Origin of the sequence: Viridibacillus arenosi (assembly GCF_001955655.1) — a bacterium.
GTDB lineage: Bacteria > Bacillota > Bacilli > Bacillales_A > Planococcaceae > Viridibacillus > Viridibacillus arenosi.
This window is the reverse complement of record NZ_MSPW01000015.1, coordinates 36,280-58,729: the sequence shown is the minus strand read 5'-3', so window position 1 is coordinate 58,729 and position 22,450 is coordinate 36,280. Positions and strand designations below refer to the sequence as shown.

At 35.1% G+C, this 22,450-nt stretch carries 17 protein-coding genes; 7 read left to right on the top strand and 10 right to left on the bottom strand.

What is annotated here, in order from left to right:
• Window positions 1-84: 84 nt before the first annotated feature.
• From BK137_RS19800 to opp3b, 4 genes are read right to left on the bottom strand one after another with little or no spacing between them, the layout of a single operon-like run.
• Window positions 85-456, bottom strand: coding sequence for a DUF3899 domain-containing protein (locus BK137_RS19800; RefSeq protein ID WP_235175669.1), 372 nt, complete (start codon window positions 454-456; stop codon window positions 85-87).
• Window positions 456-2,441: an ABC transporter ATP-binding protein gene (locus BK137_RS22855; RefSeq protein ID WP_076066895.1), complete on the bottom strand. Its 1,986-nt coding sequence runs from the start codon at window positions 2,439-2,441 to the stop codon at window positions 456-458. The genes BK137_RS19800 and BK137_RS22855 overlap by 1 nt, the downstream gene beginning before the upstream one ends.
• 12 nt (window positions 2,442-2,453) lie before the next feature.
• Window positions 2,454-3,488 (bottom strand): oligopeptide ABC transporter permease, encoded by a 1,035-nt coding sequence (opp3C, locus tag BK137_RS19790; protein WP_038179407.1) that lies wholly within the window; start codon window positions 3,486-3,488, stop codon window positions 2,454-2,456.
• Complete coding sequence (gene opp3b / locus BK137_RS19785; RefSeq protein ID WP_038179409.1) at window positions 3,488-4,414, bottom strand: oligopeptide ABC transporter permease; 927 nt, start codon at window positions 4,412-4,414, stop codon at window positions 3,488-3,490. Before opp3b ends, opp3C begins: the two co-directional genes overlap by 1 nt.
• A 312-nt stretch (window positions 4,415-4,726) precedes the next feature.
• Here opp3b and rpoN point away from each other — a divergent pair, with 312 nt between their 5' ends.
• The gene (gene rpoN, locus BK137_RS19780; RefSeq protein WP_038179411.1) at window positions 4,727-6,019 is read left to right on the top strand and encodes an RNA polymerase factor sigma-54; all 1,293 of its coding nucleotides are present in this window, start codon (window positions 4,727-4,729) and stop codon (window positions 6,017-6,019) included.
• Between the two features lie 120 nt (window positions 6,020-6,139).
• On the opposite strand, the gene BK137_RS19775 is transcribed toward rpoN, so the two are convergent.
• The 5 genes from BK137_RS19775 to BK137_RS19755 form a co-directional block, all read right to left on the bottom strand.
• Window positions 6,140-7,630: an aldehyde dehydrogenase family protein gene (locus BK137_RS19775; RefSeq protein ID WP_038179413.1), complete on the bottom strand. Its 1,491-nt coding sequence runs from the start codon at window positions 7,628-7,630 to the stop codon at window positions 6,140-6,142.
• Between the two features lie 113 nt (window positions 7,631-7,743).
• Window positions 7,744-8,637 carry a 4-hydroxy-tetrahydrodipicolinate synthase gene (gene dapA / locus BK137_RS19770; protein WP_038179415.1) on the bottom strand — a complete coding sequence of 298 codons (894 nt, stop codon included), beginning with the start codon at window positions 8,635-8,637 and terminating at the stop codon, window positions 7,744-7,746.
• A gap of 22 nt (window positions 8,638-8,659) precedes the next feature.
• A complete protein-coding gene (locus tag BK137_RS19765) occupies window positions 8,660-9,562 on the bottom strand; it encodes a proline racemase family protein (protein WP_038179417.1) in 903 nt (300 codons plus the stop codon).
• On the bottom strand, window positions 9,563-10,603 hold the full coding sequence (locus BK137_RS19760) for a proline racemase family protein (RefSeq protein ID WP_038179419.1): 1,041 nt from the start codon (window positions 10,601-10,603) through the stop codon (window positions 9,563-9,565).
• On the bottom strand, window positions 10,603-11,775 hold the full coding sequence (locus BK137_RS19755; RefSeq protein WP_038179502.1) for an NAD(P)/FAD-dependent oxidoreductase: 1,173 nt from the start codon (window positions 11,773-11,775) through the stop codon (window positions 10,603-10,605). The genes BK137_RS19760 and BK137_RS19755 overlap by 1 nt, the downstream gene beginning before the upstream one ends.
• A 341-nt stretch (window positions 11,776-12,116) precedes the next feature.
• Here BK137_RS19755 and BK137_RS19750 point away from each other — a divergent pair, with 341 nt between their 5' ends.
• The 5 genes from BK137_RS19750 (at window position 12,117) to BK137_RS19730 (ending at window position 17,689) form a co-directional block, all read left to right on the top strand.
• Window positions 12,117-13,811, top strand: a complete 1,695-nt coding sequence (locus tag BK137_RS19750; RefSeq protein ID WP_038179420.1) for a sigma-54 interaction domain-containing protein — start codon at window positions 12,117-12,119, stop codon at window positions 13,809-13,811.
• Between the two features lie 92 nt (window positions 13,812-13,903).
• Window positions 13,904-14,158: a (2Fe-2S)-binding protein gene (locus BK137_RS19745; RefSeq protein ID WP_038179504.1), complete on the top strand. Its 255-nt coding sequence runs from the start codon at window positions 13,904-13,906 to the stop codon at window positions 14,156-14,158.
• Window positions 14,155-14,493 (top strand): (2Fe-2S)-binding protein, encoded by a 339-nt coding sequence (locus BK137_RS19740; RefSeq protein ID WP_038179422.1) that lies wholly within the window; start codon window positions 14,155-14,157, stop codon window positions 14,491-14,493. The genes BK137_RS19745 and BK137_RS19740 overlap by 4 nt, the downstream gene beginning before the upstream one ends.
• Complete coding sequence (locus BK137_RS19735; protein WP_038179424.1) at window positions 14,486-15,709, top strand: NAD(P)/FAD-dependent oxidoreductase; 1,224 nt, start codon at window positions 14,486-14,488, stop codon at window positions 15,707-15,709. The genes BK137_RS19740 and BK137_RS19735 overlap by 8 nt, the downstream gene beginning before the upstream one ends.
• Window positions 15,710-16,135: 426 nt before the next feature.
• Window positions 16,136-17,689: an alanine/glycine:cation symporter family protein gene (locus BK137_RS19730; protein WP_051448550.1), complete on the top strand. Its 1,554-nt coding sequence runs from the start codon at window positions 16,136-16,138 to the stop codon at window positions 17,687-17,689.
• 151 nt (window positions 17,690-17,840) lie between these two features.
• Here BK137_RS19730 and BK137_RS19725 read toward each other — a convergent pair whose 3' ends face one another.
• Entirely contained in the window at window positions 17,841-19,772 is a 1,932-nt protein-coding gene (locus tag BK137_RS19725; RefSeq protein WP_038179426.1) for an acyltransferase family protein, read from the bottom strand.
• 1,041 nt (window positions 19,773-20,813) lie between these two features.
• On the opposite strand from BK137_RS19725, the gene BK137_RS19720 reads away from it, so the two are divergent.
• Window positions 20,814-22,433 (top strand): N-acetylmuramoyl-L-alanine amidase family protein, encoded by a 1,620-nt coding sequence (locus BK137_RS19720; protein WP_051448551.1) that lies wholly within the window; start codon window positions 20,814-20,816, stop codon window positions 22,431-22,433.
• The last annotated feature ends 17 nt before the right edge of the window (window positions 22,434-22,450 follow it).

Here is a 22,450-nt window from a genome sequence, read left to right as displayed (position 1 = left end):
TTGAAAAAGTTATTTCGTTTAGAGAATACGTTCATAATAGGACATACAAGTAAGAGATGTGAGCAAATTGCTCACATCTCTTTTTTAAAAATAAATAATTGAAATTAACAATACGAGTATAAATTGAATACCCCCGGCTATTAATATGGGGTACGTGTAATCACTTGAAAAAGCTGAAGTATATTCAACATCTCCGTCGATTGCTGTAGCATATTCTCCTAATCTAGTTATTCGGCTAAAAAATCGTTTAAAACTATAAGTAATACCATTGAAGAGTCCCCCTTGAAGAACAAAGAATCCTCCACCGATTATTAACAATATAGATGCTATGATAAACAAATTGTTTAATATACTCAGAACTACATTTGTTTGTCCAAACACATAGATAAATACGACTGATAAGACAATAGAAATCAACATACAAATTACGATTCTATAAATATCTTTAAAGGACATTAATGATTCACCACCTTAATAGTCTTTCTATATTCTTCATATTCTTGTTCGGTGCACATCACAAAATGACCCTTTCTGACTTCTCTTAGAATTTCATTTTCTCGATTTCTACCTTCATAAGATTGATCATCAAAAATGATTCGCTTTCGCTCTCTTTCCAACAATGGATCTGGTAGTGGTAATGCTGATAGTAATGATTTTGTATAAGGATGAATTGGATTTTCATATAATTCTTCACTGCTCGCCATCTCTACAATTTTTCCTCTATACATTACACCAATTCGATCACTAATATATTTTACCATCGATAAATCATGAGCAATAAACAAATAAGTAAGTCCTTTTTCTTTTTGTAACTTTTTTAGCAAATTCACTATTTGTGCTTGAATTGAAACATCTAACGCAGAAATTGGTTCATCCGCAATGATAAAATCTGGTTCCACTGCTAGTGCTCTTGCAATACCAATACGTTGGCGCTGACCACCACTAAATTCATGTGGATAGCGATTAGCATGTTCTTTATTTAAGCCTACAGTTTCGAGTAAATCGTGTACTTTTTCTTGACGCTGATTTACATTCAAATGATGGATATCAAGTCCTTCAGCAATAATGTCAGCGACTTTCATTCTTGGATTTAAAGAAGAATAAGGATCTTGGAAAATCATTTGAACTTTACGATTAAACTCCAATAACTCCTTCTTAGACTTCACTTTTCTAATATCTTTTCCATCAATAATAACTTCTCCCGCAGTCATATCATTTAGTTTAATGAGAGAGCGACCTGTCGTTGATTTACCGCAGCCTGATTCGCCTACTAATCCAAAAATTTCACCCTTATATATGTTGAAACTGATATCATCAACTGCTTTTACAGTATTATGTTTATCCAATTTAAAATACTGCTTTAACCCTTTAACTAAAATGAGATTCTCCTTTGTAGTATGTTCTTGTTCCAATACAAAATCACTGGACATTGACTCTTCAGATTTATTTTCTAAAGGAACTGTTTTTGGTGCAAGCTCATGCAATAACCATGTGGCAGCAAAATGCGTATCTGATATCTGAAATAAAGGAGGTTCTTCTATAAAATCTATTTTTAACGCCTGTTTATTACGCTCTGCAAATGCATCTCCTTGCGGGAGATTTAGTAGATCTGGTGGAGAGCCAGGGATCGAATAGAGTTCATCTGACATCATATTCGGTCTAGGCATGGCTGCTAGCAATCCCTTCGTATAAGGATGCGTTGTTTTATAAAAAACCTCATCTACTAAACCGATTTCAACAATCTTGCCTGCATACATAACTGCAACACGATCAGCCATTTTTGCGACAACACCCAAATCATGTGTGATAAACACAATAGATAAACCCATTTGTTGTTGTATGTGTTTTAAGAGTTCTAGTATTTGTGCTTGAATAGAAACATCTAATGCTGTAGTTGGTTCATCCGCAATAATTATCTTTGGCTCACATGCTAATGCCATTGCAATGACAATACGTTGTCGCATCCCCCCAGAAAATTGATGTGGATATTGCTTTATACGTGTTTCAGCATCTTTTATTCCCACCATTTGAAGAAGCTCAATAACTCGATCTTTAACCTTCGTACTGCCCATATTAGTATGTTTTCGAATACTCTCCGCAATTTGTTTTCCAATCGTCATCGTTGGATTTAAAGCAGTCATTGGATCTTGAAAAATCATTGCAATATCTGCACCACGTATTTTACGCATTTCTTGCTCGGTAATATTCAAGATATTTTTTCCCTCAAACAGGATTTCACCGTTCTTAACCCTAGTAGATTCAGGGGGATTTAATCGCACCAAACTTTTTGATGTTACAGATTTCCCTGAACCTGATTCACCTACAATCGCTAGTGTTTCACCAGCCTTCAAATCAAAAGAAACGCCTCGTACTGCTTGTACTTCTCCTGCATATGTATCAAAAGATACATGGAGATTTTTTACTTGAAGTATATAGTCCATGTTCCATCCCCCTTATTTTCTCATTTTAGGGTCAAACGCATCCCGTAAACCATCCCCTAATAAATTAAAACTAATCATGATTAAACTAATAATGATTGACGATACGACCATTCCATGTGGATAAATTCGTAATAATTTATAAGAATCATTCACAATGGTTCCTAATGATGCGATTGGTGGCTGTAACCCTAAACCAATAAAACTCAATAAAGCTTCTGTAAAAATAGCACCAGGAATAGTGAAAGTTGTAACCACTATAATCGGACCAAATGTATTTGGTATTAAATGTTTCCATATTAAACGCTGGTTGCTTGCACCTAAAGTTCTAGAAGCTAATACATATTCTTGTCCTTTCAACTTTAGTATTTGTGCTCGGACAATCCGAGCCATTCCTATCCAACCTACAATAACCATTGCTAATGTAATAGAAAGAATCCCTGGTTTTAGTATTAAAATCAATAATATATTGACAATTAAACCTGGAATTCCAACTAGAACTTCAATAATACGTTGCATCAATGTATCTAATCTTCCCCCATAAAATGACGATACCGCTCCATATGCTACACCAATAATTAAATCAATAGTCGCTGCTAAGAAAGCGATATATAACGAAATCCTAGTTCCTTGCCAAACTCTCGTCCACAAATCCCTTCCCAATTCATCTGTACCAAACCAAAAAAACTCATCAACGTTTTTAGAAGCATATTGGTCGACATTACGAATATCCTTGCCATCAACTCCTAAAAATGAAATATTCTCTAGCACAGGAATCTTCGGGGGCAAATTGGTACGGGTTAAATCTTGTTCGTCATAACCATGACTGTTCATATAAGGTCCAAATATCGCCAATAAAATGACAACTACAATTATCAGTAAACCAAAGAATGCCGCTTTATTTTTTTTAAGCCTACTCCAGGCATCCTGCCAAAAGGATTGCTCAGGTCTCATAATTTGTTCTCTTTTTATTGCCCCTTGATTAGCTGGTTCAAATAAATCAGGTGAATACTTTTTCACTTTTACATTTTCATTATGTTTTATTACCATTATCGGTTCCCCCCCGCTACTCTAATGCGCGGATCAATAAAGCCGTATAAAATATCAACAATTAATACAACTACTATGAAAAGAACTGCATAAAAAATAGTGGTTCCCATAATCAGTTGGTAGTCATTCGTAATAATTGAATTAACAAATTGTTCGCCTAATCCTGGTATACTAAAAATCTTCTCAATAACAAGTGAGCCCGTAATAGTATTAACAATAAGTGGACCTATAATTGTAATAATAGGAATAAGTGCATTTCTTATTCCATGCTTACCTATGATTTCGAAACTAGAAAGCCCTTTTGATTTCGCAGTTATAATATACTCCTGTCCTAAGACTTCTAGCATTTCGATACGTGTAAATCTAGCAATCGTAGCAACAACACTTACTGACAACGCAAATGTTGGTAAAATTGAATATTCAAATCCTCCCCAAAAGGCAATAGGTAACCATCCTAGTTTGACCCCTACCCAATATTGTAAAAAGCCTGCAAATACAAACGATGGAATTGAAATACCCAATACCGCTATTAACATGGCTCCATAATCCCAAAATGTGTTATGTCTTAATGCAGCTAAAATACCTAACAATAAACCTACCATCGTCCCTAATAGAATTGCCTGCATCCCTAAAATGGCTGATGCGCCAATTCGTTCACTAATAATCTTCGTTACTGGTCGATTATCAAAGGTAAAGGAAACACCTAAATCCCCTTGTGATAAATTTTTCAAGTAAGTTACAAACTGTTCAGCTACCGGCTTATCTAACCCATACTTTTCGTATAATAATTCTTTTTGTGCAGGTGGCAATTTTTCATCATTAAAAGGTGATCCAGGTAACGTCTGCATTAATACAAACGATAATAAAATAATGATAAACAATGTAACAAACATATAACCAATCCTACTCATAATATAACGAAACATAAAATACCCCCCCATCTCCCATTAAATTGGAATCCATCATTTCCATAAATTATTACATGCAATCTTCATGCCACTTCGAATATTCAACTGACACAACACGACATATTTTGATTTTAAATTCAAAATAATCTATCATTAGTAAATAACTACATTAACCACTATTTTATTTACTTTAAATAGAAAAAATATTATAAATATAAAACCACACAAACTCTTTTATGGTTTATTTCCATAGAAATACGTCTTTTTGAAGTAATAGAACATGTGCTACAATAGTTAAACAATGGGTGGATTAGATTAGAGGGGGATTATATGGAACTTGTAATTCAACAACGCCAGGAATTGAAAATGTTAATGACAGTTCAACTTAGACAGTCAATCGAGTTACTTCAATACTCTAATGATGATTTAGAACAATTTATCCGGCAGCAAGAATTAGAGAACCCTTTAATTGAACTTCAAGAAAAAGCTGATGATCAATACGTCGAGAAGTTACCAATGTACACCTTTTCAAATCACTCAAGAAAAGAAACTACAGATATTACATATAAAGCTGAAATTGATTTTAGAGATTATTTATATAAATTAGTAAAACTTAATTTCAATGATGACTACATACAAAAACAGTTAAAATACATTATTTATAATTTAAATGATCAAGGATACTTCCAAACGGATCCCATACATACCACTTTTGAAACAAAAGAAATTACTGAAGGAATACATCTATTACAACAAATTGGCCCTTCTGGTATTGGTGCCCGTACATTAGAAGAATGTCTAACTTTACAAGCTCGCACTCGATATCCTGAACACCAACAACTAGCTATACTTATTAATGAACATTTAAATTTATTGGCAGAGAAAAAATGGCAAGTTATCGCCAATAAAATGCATATTTCACTCGCAGAAATAAAAGAATGCAATGATTTGATTAAAACCTTGAACCCGAAACCCTGTGCTGTTATGAGTCATGAAACAACGGAATATTTGCGTCCAGATATTATTGTGGAAGAACATAATCATCAATTACTATTCCATTTAAATGATACTTACTTGCCAAATATCCATTTAAATAGTTTTTATATGAACTTACCAACTGCAAATCGTGATGAAAAAAAATATATTAATGAGCATTATAAAAATTATAATTGGCTCATTAACAGCATCGAACAACGTCGTAATACAATTATTAAAATCATGCAGGTACTTTTAGGAAAGCAGCAGGATTTTTTTCTAAAAGGTTTTTCTGCTTTACAACCACTTACTTTAAAAGAAGTAGCTGAAGCTATAGAAATGCATGAATCTACTGTAAGTCGAGCAACAACCAATAAGTTTGTTCAAACACCAATTGGTACATTTGAACTTAAAAACTTATTTACATCCAAACTCGAAACAAAAGATGGCCATACGATTTCACAAGAAAAAGTAAAAACTCTTTTGCAACAGCTCATTGCTGAAGAAAATAAAATAAAACCCTATTCAGATCAGAAAATGGCGGAATATTTCAACTCTGAATATGGCATCACAATCTCTAGGAGAACTATCAATAAATACCGCGAAGAAATGAGAATTCCTTCTGCTAGTAAGCGTAAGGAGCTATAACTATACAAAATGCTCGATACCCTAAATAGGATATCGAGCATTATCTTTAATACTAATATTGAAATGTTATTCTAAATTTAATTATGTCTTAAAGAATCATATTTATAAGACGATTTGTTATTAACGTTTAATATTCACAAATACACTCTTAACCTCAGTATAGTTTGCTAGACCATATTCTCCACCCATTTCTCTACCAACCCCGGATTTTTTATAGCCTCCAAACGGCATTGTTTCCCACTCAAGACCAAAATCATTAATCCATACAGTTCCTGATTGTAAGCGGTTGGCGATATAATGACCTGTTTTAATATTCTCAGTCCACACGCTAGAAGCTAAACCATAGTCACTATCATTTGCACGTCGAATAACCTCATCAACTGTATCAAATACAAATACAGCAAGTACTGGCCCAAAAATCTCCTCACGAGCAATAGTCATATGATCTTCAACATCAACAAAAATAGTAGGCTCTACAAAATAACCTTTATCAAACGGTTTCCCACCACCTGCAACTATTTTTGCACCTTCAGCTTTTCCTTTTTCAATATAACCTAAAACAGTATTTTGCTGTTTTGCAGATACTAATGGGCCCATATCTGTTGAAGGCTCTAAACCACGTCCTAGTTTTAACTTATTAGCTCGTTTCACTAATTCCCCTACAACATAATCATGATGTTTGCGGTGAATAAATAAGCGTGAGCACGCACTACAGTTTTGTCCGTGGTTATACATAATGCCATTGAAGACACCTTCAATAGCTTCTTCTAAGTTAGCATCTTCTAAAATGATACTTGGAGATTTACCACCAAGTTCTAATGTGACGCCTTTTATTTGCTGTGCAGCTGTTTCCATTACTTTTTTACCCGTCGCAGTAGATCCAGTAAAAGCCACTCTATCAACATGAGGATGTTCTACAATCGCTCCACCTGCCCCTTGACCTGATCCTGGGACAACATTTACAACACCATCTGGGAAACCAGCTTCTTTAAATAATTTAGCCGCGTATAATAATGACAATGGTGTTTCTGCTGCCGGCTTAATAACGACGGTACAACCTACTGCGAGAGCAGCTCCAAGTTTCCAAGCGGCCATCGCTAACGGGAAATTCCACGGAATTATCTGCCCTACAACACCTACTGGCTCGTGAACCGTATAAGTTACGTAATCAGGAGATACTGGAACGGTATTACCTAAACTTTTTGTTGCCCACCCTGAATAATATCTAAAATGCTGAATTGTACCATCAATATCATCTGCCAGAGCCACTTCATACGGTTTACCATTATCAAGTGACTCTAATTGTGCAAGTTCCTCACGATGTTCTTCTAATAAATCTGCGAATTTGTACATAAGACGTGATCGCTCTGCTGCTTCTAATTTCGTCCATTCACCCTCATCAAAAGCTTTGCGAGCTGCGGATACCGCTACATCAATATCGTCTGCTTGAGCCTCACATACTTGAGTGATGATTTCCTCTGTAGCTGGATCAATTACGTCTATCGTTCCCCCACTAATCGATGGTACGTATTCTCCGTTAATATACAATCCAATGGTTCCGTTTAGAAATTCTACTACTTTTTCTTTTAAACTATAATTAATTGTTGTCATACCTCATACTCCCTCCAAAATTAAATTCACCGAAAACAATCCTCTATTAGTTGTTCACTAAGAGAGGATCATTTTCTCTTTACTGTCATATTCCACAATAGTTTTCTATTAAACTATTGTGGTACTGTCTCTACATTTTTAATAAGTTCTTGTAATTGTGCTTCCTCTTCCTCATTCAATGGTAAGCGTGGTTTACGTGCTGGACCACCCGCTAATCCTTTAATCTCCATTGCACGTTTAACAATTTGCACATATTTTCCTGAACCCTCAAGGAAGTTACATAATGGTAATAAGCGATCGTATACTAACCAAGCATTATCTAAATTGCCATTTTGTACACTCTCATATAGTTCCACCGCTAATTTTGGCGCAATATTACCTGCTACTGAAATCCATCCTGTCGCTCCAACTAGGAATGACTCTAATACTAAATCATCTGCACCACAGAATGTTTTGATAAATCCTTCACCTTGGCGTGTAATATCACGTACTTTACGGATTTCACCACTTGATTCTTTAATATGTGTAATATTCTCTACGTCACGACCGACTTGTAAAATCGTTTCTTGGCTAATATTTACGCCAGATGTGAATGGATTATTATAAATCATGATTGGTAATTTCACGGATTCCGCGACTGCTTTGAAATGCTCGTAGATTTCATTTTCTTTTGGATGAGCGTAGTATGAATTGATTAATAGCGCTGCATCAGCACCTGCTTCTTCAGCTTGTTTTGTAAATTCAATCGCATCCGCAGTCGTTTCTGCTGCTGTACCAACAATTAAAGGTATACGACCATTCACTTGTGCAACAGCGATTTCTACAGCTTTAAAACGTTCTTCTTTTGTTAAACTAACAAATTCTCCTGTACTACCATTTATCGTAATACCGCCTACGTTCTGTGCAACAAAATACTCAATATTGTTTTTGAATCCTTCCCAATTCACTTCACCATTGTCGAACATAGGTGTGATTAATACTGGAAAAACGCCTTCTAATTTTGTCATGTCAATTCCTCCTCAAATTTGTTTAAGCTAATATAAAACCGTTTTCTAACGGATCTTCCTGATCGAATATAAACTGATGTATACCTGTCACAAAGGCCTCTGTTGAAATAGTATAAAACTCTTCATTTGAATCCTTTTGCACTTTAAATGTGCTGTTAAAAATACTAGAATTTTGTAATACTTCTTTCTGATAAACTTTTGCAATCGCAAGAGTACTATCGATACCCGGTGAGCGTAAAATATAGCCATCACTCTCAAATGTTACTGAGCGTACTCGAGAAATATCCTCATCATCTTGTTCTATTAAAATGACACCCGTAATATTTAAACCTTTTCCCACTAAGTTCCGAATTTTTTCCTTGCCCCATTTACTAAGTGAAGCTAAATTCTCCAAAGTAATTTCTTGAGCTTCATTTACCTTCTCAAATAATGCGTACTGTCTCTCTTCATCTATAACTATTAGAGAAGTATCCTGAGAATTCTCAACTATTAAATCACTTGAGTGACGAAGTTTTGTAGCAATAACTTCACCATCAGCTATTTCAGCATGTAACTCAAAAATTCCATTCACTGTTTCAATGCTATAAAGATGTGAAGATTTTTGTTGTAAATTCCCTGTTTCTAATAGTCCTGTTAAAGTAGCAATTAAAGACTCGCATTTAAAATTGCTAACTCCTTCATGTGTAAAGAATAGTAAGCTAAAGTCTGCTACAACCGATGGTAGAACGATGCATCCGTGCATACCTCTATGGCCTCTAGGTTCTTTTAGCAACAGATTTTTAGTATTTTCAAATTGTACTTGTAGTTCTTCGTGATTTTTTTTAATGTTATTTTCTGCAAAGGTGATTGGTGATTGAATTACGATACGGTATGCTTCGCCCGCAACATGCGTATCAATCGTGCTAAACATTTTCTCAAACTTCATTTAGACACCTTCTTTCTCTGTTTCATGTTCCATAGGCGGAATAAGTAGGAACCCTTCTTTTAAAGGATCTCGTTCATTATAGAAGAAGCGGTGCATACCCATAAGCCAAGCCGAGCCGGTTACTTCAGTAATCACTGCATCTAATTGGTTAACTTTCGTTTTTTCTAATACTCTCGCTTTAAATAGAGTACCCACAATACTTTCGTGTACAAAGAGCTCATCTATGCCAATTTCACCTTTACTAAACAATGTAGCCAATTTTGCAGAGGTGCCCGTTCCACAAGGTGATCGATCAATTCCCCCTGGAGGAACAATTACTGTATTTTTCACATCTGCCGTAGGATGAACTGGGTCCGTGAAAAATTCAATATGTGTTAGACCACGGATAAACGGAAATTCAGGATGCACAATATCTTCACGCTCATTAATAGCATTACGAATTTGAATACCTATGTCGATAATGGTCGATGCATTGTTTTCAACTAATGGTAAATCCAATGAGCGAGCATCTATAATTCCATAAAAATTCCCACCATAAGCAATTTCACATTTCACTTCCCCAATATCCGCCACATAAATTTCAATAGACTTCAATAAAAATGCTGGTACATTAGCAAAAGTTACTTCTTTTGCTATGCCCTTTTCCACCTTCACTTGTACATCTACTAATCCTGCAGGTGTGTCTACTTTAATATGTGTATACGGTTCTACAACAGGTACCATTCCTGTCTCAATCAACGCTGTACACAAACCAATTGTGTCGTGTCCACACATTGGTAAATAACCACCTGTTTCTACATAAATTACGCCAACATCTGCATCTGGATGACAAGGATCTGTTAGAAATGCACCCGACATAACATCATGTCCACGAGGTTCATTCATCAAAAACATGCGAATCCAATCATAGTTTTGTTGCATATAGAGCATTTTTTCAGACATAGTTTTACCTTTTAAAGGTGGTAACCCACTAACTAATGTTCGTGTTGGATTTCCTCCTGTATGAGTATCAACGGTTGTAAATAATCTTTGCAGATTCATTAGGTCAACATCCTTTCCCTAAAACGTTGTAATCTTAAAGGTTCAATTGGAACAGAAGTAGCTTTTTTAGTAAGCATTTCTTCAATTAATTTTCCAGTCACAGCTGCTAAACTAATACCATCACCCTCATGCCCTGCTGCAATATAAAATCCTGGAATATGCTCAACCTCAGAAATTATCGGTAGGTGATCCTCTGTCCATGGCCTTAACCCCGCATATGTTCGAATTACTGTCATATCGGCCATTTTAGGATAAAAACGAACTGCTCTCTTAGCTATATACTTCGTTACTTCATGGTCTACTCTTGTATCAAATCCAGCAAATTGGCGGCTACTACCAATTAAAAAATTTTGACTCTCTGTTGGTTCAAAAACTAAAGCAACGCCATATTGTTCAGTCGCTTTATCCACTTGTCTTTCTCCACCAAATTTCGATATTAAATAACCAAATTCCATCACTTTACGCAGACCAACCGGCTCTTGACGAGATGCCACAATAAGCTGACCTTTTCTTGGTAAAATGGGTATATGTAAATCTAACATTTCACCAATTTTTGGAGCCCAAACTCCGCATGCATTAACTACTTTATTTGCTGAAAAGATGCCATTAGACGTTTCGATTGTAAAGCGACCATCAGAATCCTTCTTTATATGCTTTACTTCAATATTTTTATGAATTTTTGTACCTTGCTTTTCTGCACTATGAAACATTGAAAACGTCAGCATATATGGATTTACAGTGGAGTCAGTTGCACACTCTAACCCTCCATATAAATCATCTGCAAAATACTTTGATTCATTGCGTAAATCTTGTCGATCTAACATTTTGAAATCTAGACCAGCATCTTGTTGCCTTTTCACCCATTGATTTGCTGCTTCCATTTCAGCATCATTTTCACAAACTAAAATACTACCCGGATTCCTATATTCAAAAGGTATCTCTAAATCATTGCTTAATTTATGAACAAGTTCCTGGCTTTTCAAAGACATTTGGCTATCAAAACCCGGATCCTTATCTATCGCTAATATATTGCCATCGCATCTTGAAGATGTTCCACTAGCTAGTTCATTTTTTTCAAGTACTGTTATATCTAAACCAGCTTTAGAGCCATAATACGCGATTGCTGCACCAATGATTCCCCCACCTATTACAACAATATCTCGATGTTGTATAGCACTCACTATGTCTCCTCCTTTTTCTTTCCGTCAGCAATATATAATGCAGGAACCGTGCCAACTTTTAAGTTTCCCTAGAAGATATCACTTATTTATTGAAAAATTATTAATTATTTCATATCAAAAACTACTCAATCTATGGCGTATTTCATTATTTATATAGAATTCAACTTTGAAAAAGATAAATAGATTGCTATATTACATTCTCTACAAATAGAAAATAACCATTTTTATCTATATTTTTCAATTAGATGGATTAGCTTTGTATTTTTTCTTATATTGTGTAAAATAAATTAGACAATTCTAATTTATTAAACAATTGAGGCGGGGAGATATTTATGAATAATGAACAAAAATTACTTCTTAAGCTCTTATCAAAAAAATTTTCAATACTTGATTCAAAAGAACTTTTAACTTCTTCATTACAAACTAAATCTTCAGAACAAACTTTTTATCGCGATGATACCGGGAAGATATTTATTAAATTGGATGATTCACAGATCTTTTGCGATATATTTTCTTTTGATACTCCGCTACCAACTATTCTAAATTCTTGTGAGCATAATAAGCCTATATTATTCACTATGAATGATGACATTATCGGCTATACTACTAGCACTCTATTACTATCTAATTTATTTACAGAGCACTTAAAAGCTAATATATTTTTTGATACGATTTTAAATACAATTGATGAATCTTGCACAGTTATTGATGAAAATCAGAACGTATTATATTGGACAAAAGGAGCAGAGGAGTTATTTACGTTAAAAGAACAAGATGTATTGGGTCGACCTATCACTGATTTTTTTCAAGCTGAACACCTAGAAATTCTAAATTCATTGCAACAAGGAACATCTATTCAACATGCTCAGCATCAGCCACGTGAAGATTTAGTTGTTCGAATTAATTCAAATCCAGTAATTTGGCAAGATACTATTATTGGAGCAGTTGTCTCAGAGGCGAATATTACAAATCAAATTCGTTTAAATAATGAGCTTTACGAGACTTCAGAAAAGCTATTCTCTCTAGAAGAAGAAGTAAGAAAAGTAAAGAACGCTGATAATCCCTTCACTTACATAAAAGGAAATAGCCCTACACTAAAAAAGACATTAGAGAGAGTAAAAAAGGCTGCTACAACACATGCGAATATTTTGATTAATGGTGAAAGTGGTGTTGGGAAAGAGTTATTTGCTAAAGCCATTCACACTATAAGAGAAGATGATAAAGCTCCGTTTATAGCTATAAACTGTGGTGCCATTCCACCAGGACTATTTGAAAGCGAAATCTTCGGTTATGAAAAAGGAGCTTTTTCTGGTGCAGATCAAAAAGGGAAAAAGGGAAAAGTAGAACTTGCTAAGGGTGGAACATTGTTTTTAGATGAAATCGGTGAAATGCCACTCGATATGCAGGTTAAAATCTTACGGCTTCTGCAAGAAAAGAAATTCTACCCTGTTGGGGGAACTAAGGAAATTGAAGTTGACTTCCATGTAGTTGCAGCTACTAACCGCGATCTGATGGAACTTATAAAAGAAGGAAAATTTAGAGAGGACTTATATTATCGCTTAAACGTAGTGAATATTAAGATTCCCGCTCTACGCGAAAGAATAAGTGACATAATCGAATTAACTCATTATTTCTTATATGAAATTTCTATTAAATATAACCGCCCTGTTCACGGTATTTCTCAAGACATTCTACAAAATCTAATGAACTACTCATGGCCAGGAAATATTCGTGAACTAAAAAACGTCGTTGAAAGACTTGTTGTCTTCTCTGATAACGGAATCATAAAACCTGAAGACTTACCAATTGAATTACATGCTCCCTCCTTTACGAATAATAAAAAAGAGGAGAACGATTTAAAACAATATGATTCCCTACCTTTGAATCTCCAATTACAAGAATATGAAAAAGATATATTACTTAAAGAGTTACATAAAGCTGATGGGAATAAAAATACATGTGCAAAAAATCTTGGTATTACCCGTGCTACACTTTACAACCGTCTCAATAAATTAGGCATAAAATAACTACAGTTGATTTTTGGCATAGTTCTTGCATTTGTTTTAAGAATAGATTGCAAACTTTTTTGAAAGTGGTGAGCGTATTGTCAGAAAACAACATGATAATTTGTAGATGTGAAGAAGTAACTTACGGGCAATTGGTCGAGACAGCAACAGCCTACGATTGCACAGCCCGCGAACTAAAGCTCCGCACTAGAGCTGGTATGGGCTACTGTGGAGGTAGGACGTGCCGTAATTTGGTCGACAGTATAGCTAATAAAGTTCAACCGCGAAACGAGAAACAGGTTTCCTTAAAATATCAGCCACCTATTCGTCCAATTCACTTTGGAGACTTAGGAGGTGTAAACGAATGACAATGCGCATTATAGATCACCCGGTATTAGGGCGATTAAATGACTTAAATACAGTTCTATTTACTTTTAACGGTGAAACATTAACAGGTTTATTAGGAGAATCTATTGCTGCAGCTTTATTGGCAAACGGTATTCGTACAATCCGATACCATGAGGAGAGCGGTACACCACGAGGTATTTACTGCAATATTGGACATTGTTTCGAATGCAGAGTACATGTTAACGGCCAACAAGGAGTCCGTGCATGTTTAACACCATTAGAGGAGAATATGAATATCATAAGTGGCGGGAAATTACCGACACCTGTTCGTGATTGGAGGGCTAATAATGAATAATGCTATCGTCATCGGTGCAGGGCCTGCAGGCTTATCTGGAGCTATCTCCATGGCACAACAAGGATTAAAAGTAACTGTCATTGATGAATATATGAAAGCAGGTGGTAGATTACTTGGTCAATTATACGAAGAACCAACAGGCGGCTGGTGGAATGGCGTCAAGGAATCCGCAAACCTATACAATAGCGCACTATCATTAGGTGTCGATTTTAAATTAAGTACTCCAGTCTCTAATATTGAAAAAATTGATGGCCAGTGGGTTGTTTATACTAATGAACATACCTATACAACACCAAATTTATTATTAGCGACAGGTGCTGCCGAATTGCCAATCCCTATACCTGGGTGGACGCTACCAGGTGTAATGTCTGTAGGCGCCGCTCAAGTGATGACAAATGTACATCGTGTAAAACCAGGGAATAAAGGCGTAATTGTAGGCGTTAATGTACTTTCTTCTGCGATTGCAATGGAGTTAAAAATAGCAAATATTGAAGTTGCTTGTATTGCCTTACCAAGACTAACAAAGGTCAGTGAAGAGACCGGGAACCCTCTAACCGTTATGAATTCTTTACTAAATGTGGCACATATGGCTCCTTCCCAATTAGTAAAAATGGGAAGTAAACTAATGAAAAATGATTTTCTAAAGAAAATGGGAATCACTTTTTATCCTAAAAAGGGTATGAAAATGTGGGATATTCCAATTATGCTTCGTAAAGCTGTTATTGAGATTTATGGTAATAATTCTGTTGATGGTGTTATCCTAGCAGATATTAGTCCCTCGGGTGAAATAATTCCTGGTACAGAAACAAAGATTAGTGCTGATTTCGTCTGTATTGCTGGTGGCTTATACCCATTAGCAGAATTGGCCGCTTTAGCAGGCTGTCCATTCCATTGGATAGAAGAACTTGGCGGCTATGTTCCCTTACATAACGAGAAGATGGAAACAGTTCTAGATGGTCTTTACGTAGCAGGCAATATCACAGGGATTGAGGGTGCTAAAATCGCTATTAAACAAGGACATTTAGCGGGTTTAACAATTGCTAATAAAAATTATCATGGCAAACTAGAACAAGAGATACAAGATGCACTTCAACAATTAAACTCAACTAGAGAAAATGCTTTTATTCAATTCCACCCGGATATCAACATTGGTAAGCAAAAATTACAACAATACTGGATAAAACATCAACAAGATATAAAACTAGTAAAAAACTAAAAGAAAAAGAGCTCCTCCATTCTAGTTTAGCTTAACTAATGGAGTGGCTCTTTTTTAATTAGGGATATTTTTTAATTTTCAAAGTAACCAAAAATAATTTTGGCACAAAAATTGCATTAACTATATCTGAAGAAGGAATTATTCATTTTAGATTTAGAAAGGGGCGTGAATTTACTACATTAGTAAATCTCAATCACCAGTATCCTATGTCAACTGAACTTACTTTTACAAAGGAGGCCATTTTGAATAAGTACTTTATTCCTTTATCTATTTTATTACTAAGAAATATCAAGTTCACAAAATAACTATTTAGGGTTATACAGCATGATGCTTCGATCATATACGCCACTGAATTATGCAATCATTGAAGGTTTATCAATTAATTATTGTTATAAATTCTATTTGCAATCATGAGGGGGAGTCAAGATGGAGACTATCGTAACTTGGTTAGTAGATCAGGTATGGAGTACAGGACTAGTTGTTTTTGCTTTAGGAGCAGGTTTATTTTTTACGGTTATGACAAAGTTTGTACAGTTTAGATACTTCAAAGAAATGATCATGCTACTATTTGAAGGTAAAAATTCTGACCATGGAATATCTTCTTTCCAAGCCTTCTGTCTAGCTTTATCAGGAAGAGTTGGTATTGGAAATATCGCAGGAGTAGCTACAGCAATCGCATTTGGAGGCCCAGGTGCAGTATTCTGGATGTGGGTTATGGCTTTACTCGGGGGTGCCAGTGCTTTTATTGAATCAACACTTGCTCAAGTTTATAAAAGTAAAATAGGTACTCAATATCGTGGGGGGACACCTTACTTTATTGAAAAAGGATTAAAGATAAAATGGTTTGCTATATTAGTCGCTATTGTTGTGACTATATCTTATGGTATCTTACTGCCGGGCGTTCAATCCAACAGTATTGCATCAGGTTTTGAAAACGTTTTCGGTATTAACAAAAGTGTTTCTGGTCTTATTATTGTAGTGCTTTTAGGGTTTATCATCTTCGGTGGTGTTAAACGTATTGCAACAGTTGCCGATAAAGCAGTTCCTTTTATGGCTATCGGCTACGTAGCAGTGACACTTATTGTATTACTTGCTAACTTTTCAGAAATTCCAGCTATGTTCTCTCTTATAATTTCAAGTGCATTTGGTGCACATGAAGCATTTGGTGGTATTGTAGGAGCTGCCATCTCATGGGGGGTCCGTCGAGCGGTATTCTCAAACGTAGCAGGTGTTGGCGAGGCAACTTATAGTTCTGCGGCAGCTGAAGTATCACATCCTGCTAAGCAAGGTCTTGTACAAGCATTTTCTGTCTATATTGATACAATTGTCGTCTGTACAGCAACAGCTTTTATGATATTAATTTCAGGTATGTATAGCGTGACACCTGAAGGTAAGGCACCAATTGTTGATAATATGAAAGGAATCGATGCAGGTCCTATTTATACACAATCCGCTGTAGAGGCCGTATTACCAGGATTTGGAGGTATATTCATCTCAATTGCAATATTCTTCTTTGCTTTCACAACTTTAATGGCCTATTACTATATCGCAGAAACAACATTAGTATATTTAGACAAACACACAAAATTCCGTTGGCTAAATTTTGTGTTGAAAATAGGATTATTAGGTATGGTCTATATTGGAAGTGTAGAATCCGTTTCCTTCATTTGGGCATTAGGTGATTTAGGTATCGGCAGCATGGCTTGGCTTAACTTAGCCGCTATTTTATTACTTTCAAAGCCTGCCTTAAAAGTATTGAAAGATTATGATAATCAGAAAAAAGCTGGATTGGATCCGATTTTTGACCCTAGAAAAGTTGGCATTGAAAATGCTGATTTTTGGATTAATAAATGTGATGAACTGAATAGAAAAAATGGATTGACTGCAATTCTCGATCCTAAGGAAGCTGTTATTGAGCATGCCCATACATTGATTAATAAAGAAGATAAAGCAAAAAGTAAAACTCCACTCAACAAATAATGGTTCGATTCAAAAACATGCGTAGTTGATAACTCAACGTACTAGTATTGAATATCCATATCTATTTTTGCAAAAAAGCCTCCAACAGTTAGAACTTCAACTGTTGGAGGCTTTCTAATAATTAAGATATACAGTTTTATCAATTTGATAATTATCGCTTAGAGTTCACAGATTGCGCTATAGCTTTGCGTACAAGCGAGGCATAAAATTTCCCACCCTCTTCATTTGGATGAATCATGTCAGGATAGAAGAAATCTTTATCATTGTTTGTTTCACTATACCAATCTACTAATGTTACATTGCTATTTTTTTCTGCAGCTTCGCTTAATTTTTCATTTACCCCGTCTTGCCAATCCCTTGGTAACCTTGTATTTATCAAGTAAATTGTGCGTTCCTTGCCAATGGCTTTTAATAATGTATCTAATTGTGTTGTACTAAAATCACCATTAGAGCCAAGACCTACCACAACAACTTGTCCAAGTTTACCTTGGCTTTTTAAGTCCGTCACAACTTTCGAAGCATCGTATACTTGACGACCTATTTGTGCATCAACAATAATTTGTGGTATTTTCTTCTGTAACTCAGTAGCAGCACTTAACATAACCGAATCACCAATCGCACTAACTGATACCTCGCTTGGTATTTCCAGTGCCTTTCTAGCCTTTTCTTTTTCTAAAGCTTCTACTTGTTCTTTTGCTGCTTCAGCTTTCGCCTTCGCTTCTTCGCGTCGCTCTTCTTCCTCTTGATTCATTTTCTCTTCATTAGCTTTCTTTGCTTCTATATTCTGTTCTTGCTGTACTTTTTCAAGTTTTTTTTGCTCTGCTATTAAATGCTCTTCCAATTGTTCACTTGCAGACTGCTTAGCTGGCGTGAAAATCATCCCCATAATGAAAATAATTAGTACACAGCCACCTATTGCTGAACCAATACGATAAGGTAATTCCCATTGAGACCAAGACCATGTCCATTCTTTCGATTGAAAATTATTTAGCCATATCCGCCATTGACCTCTGCGAATTGGATCCTCCACATATCGCCAAGATAAACCGGCAAATAGTAGTGTTAATCCAATAATGATCAACACTTTGATAAAGCTAACATCCTCATATCCAACCCCTGCTCCCATTAAAACAACAATCGGGAAATGCCAAATATAAATTCCGTAAGAGCGTACCCCTATCCAAATAAGAGGTTTAAAACTAAATAGATTTCCTACGAAACTTGCTGGATGCACTATAACTGCAATTAAAATAGCAGTCACAATTGAAGCTAAAAGCATACCGCCCATATATAAAAACGAACCTGTCTCATCCATCGTCATCATCATCAATATTAATAAAGAAAAGCTAATGATTCCTACAATGTTAAGAAGTTTTCTAGCATCATCCGTGACGTTTTTAGCAACCTTTCTACTAGGCCATACAAATGCCAACGATGCTCCTATTAATACTGAAAATGCTCGAGTATCTGTACCATAGTAAACGCGACTAGGATCTACACCTGGTTCATACATTACAAACATTAAAATAGCGGATACAAGTGCACCTAGGAAAATACCTATTGCAAGAGTTCCTCTATTCTTAACAAACTTCAAACCTATCATCATAATAATTGGCCATAATATGTAAAATTGTTCCTCTACTGCAAGTGACCACATATGTTGCAACGGTGATGGCGGAGCAAACGATGTAAAATACGAATGATCTTGTGCTATGTAAAACCAGTTGCTAACATATAATGCTGCCGCTACTATTTCTGAACGCAGCCCTACTAAAAACGTTCTCTGGAAAAGTGTAATCCACGTACCAACTAGGATTAACATGATAAATAATGCTGGGATTAACCTTCTAAATCGCCGAATCCAGAATCCTTTTAGATCAATCCTCCCAGTCTTATCCCATTCATTTACTAGTAAATCTGTTATTAAATAACCTGACAAAACAAAGAAAATGGCTACACCTAAATATCCACCGTCTACTGATTTAAAATGTAGATGATACAATACGACCGCCAACACTGACAATGCCCTTAGTCCGTCCAAACCACTTATATATCTGCGATTATCTTTCATTGGCTTTGGCATTACACTACCCCCTAAATACGCACTACTGTCTTCTATTTATATTTGACGAATTAATCAAAAGAATAGTTTTTAAAATATCGTTTTTTCTTCAAAAAATCTTAAATTATTTATTATTTAATCATGTTACTTCTATACTACTCCTAGCATTTTATAGCAAACTCCCTTTTTATTCATAAATATAACTACTTAATTTCAAAAAGTACTTTCTCCTATTTATTTTCAAATTAAATCCAATAAAAAACTACCTTCCCGATTTACATTAAAGTATATCTAAAAGGCAGCTTTTTAAAGTTTTAGAGCTTGTTTTAGTGAATTTTTTTATAGTTTTCTTAATCCCGGACGTATATCGTCAAAACCAGGAATAACTTACCAATAATAATATAGTGTGAATCCATCTGTAATGTAGTATGTTAAAAAGTAACGTATGTAATCTGCATGTTAAATATGAACCCACTATTATATATAGTCTAAAAACTTATTAAACCTTCCATATTTCACTAGCAATTCCATAGAGTCACTGTACTTTAGCTACTACCCTATTATTATTAATATATTTCCTTTTCGCGTTAAAGTACAACCTCAATATTGGCTCTTATTTAACAAACCTCTCTTTTTTTCATTTATTGTATTTTGATTTTATAAGCCCAGATACGATACATTAATGCCTCTCACTACCACAAAAAAACCTAATTTCGTTTATTTTCCGGGGTGCTTTTAAACGCTCAGAAAGCATCTCAAAACTTCTATATCATTTCAGAAAAATAGACATTTCCATAAAAAACATATATATCAAGTGATTCTATTTACTTACCAAAAATACTATCGCCGAAACAATACTTTAGTCACCTATATATATTTACTTGGTTATATAGATTCATTTTTATATATCACATTAAAACGCATTTTAATAGTTATATATATATTAATTTTATTAAAAAAGCATTACATTTGAGTAACAAATAATATAAAATTCTCACGTTTTATTTAAAATACGCCTTTTTTACTAAATAAGCATTAATATAGCGAATGAGGAGGTATAGAATGAAAAATAATAGATTCAAATTCATGTTTTTACTTCTCCTATGTAGCATATTAATCATTCCTTCCTTTGTCGGTGTAAGACAAGCAAACGCTGCATCAACCGTCACTATGAAAGTGAATGCTGAATCACTCAATATGCGATCAGGTCCAAGTACAAACTACAAAGTTGTTAAAGTTTTAAAAATGGGCAGCAAGGTAACTAAAATTTCTACAAAGGGTACTTGGACAAAAGTGAAATCTAGCAGTACAACAGGTTGGATTTCTTCAAAATATGTTGTGAAAGTTTCAACGACAGCAACGTCAAGTACTACGAAAAAGGCCGTCGCTACAGTAAGCAATTTAAACATTCGTAGCGGAGCTGGTACTTCGTACAAAAGTCTTGGTAAGTTATCTAAAGGAACATCAGGAACAGTCCTTGCTGAAAAAAACAGCTGGGTAAAAATCAAAACGAGCAAGTATACAGGATGGGTTAGTAAATCGTATGTCTCTATTACGACTAAAAAAAGCACATCTACTAGCAGTTCAAATGGTTCAACAGTAAAACCAGCAGCAACTTCAACTGCTAATGTTGGTAAATATTTTACCGTAAAAGTAGATTCTTTAAATGTTCGAAAAAGTTCTTCAGCTAGTTCCACAAAATTAGCAGTAATTAAAAAAAATAGCTCATATAAAATTCTTGCTCAGTCTAGCAATAATTGGGTTAAAATTACATATGCTACAGGCAAAACAGGTTGGGTTTCTGCAAGTACTAGCTATGGTAAAATCACAAAAACAAAGCCAACAACTTCTTCATCTAATGGGAATTCAAATACAGGGACAGTAGTACCCTCAACTGACATTGGAAAATACTTTACTATTACAGCTGATTCTTTAAATGTACGTAAAAGTGCTTCAGCAACTTCAACAAAGTTGGATACTGTAAAATACGGTAGCTCATTTAAAATTTTGGATAAATCGAGCAATAACTGGATTAAAATTACATATGCTACAGGCAAAACAGGTTGGGTTTCTGGTAGCTACGGTAAAATTACAAAATCAAAACCTACTAAGCCGGTATCAAACGATGGTACTAATACATCCGATGGTTCTTTAAGTGGTAAGGTTATTGTCGTTGATGCAGGTCATGGAGGATCAGATTCAGGCGCTGTTGCTAACGGTGTATTAGAGAAAGATTTAAATCTTCAAGTCGCATTAGCTTTACGTTCAAAATTGCAAGCTGCGGGTGCTATAGTGAAAATGACACGAACTACGGACATTTTCCCAACATTATATGACCGCGTTTCTTTTTCAAATATGATGAAGCCTGATGCTTTTATAAGCCTTCATCATGACTCTGCTACAGCTTCAGCTCGTGGTTTCACCGTTCTATATACAAAAGGGAAAGACAGTACCCTTGCTTCGTATATCAAACAGGGAATGAGCAACTCTCTACCGAACATGGTTAATCGTGGACACAAATATCAAAATTTATATGTACTAAGAGAAAATCCACAAATCGGTGTACTTGTTGAATTAGGTTTCATCACGAATCTGCAAGAAGTACAAACTTTAAAAACAGCTACATTCCGTAATTCTGCCGCAAATGGCATTACAAATGGTTTGATTAATTATTTTAAATAGTAAAAAGAAAAAGGAAA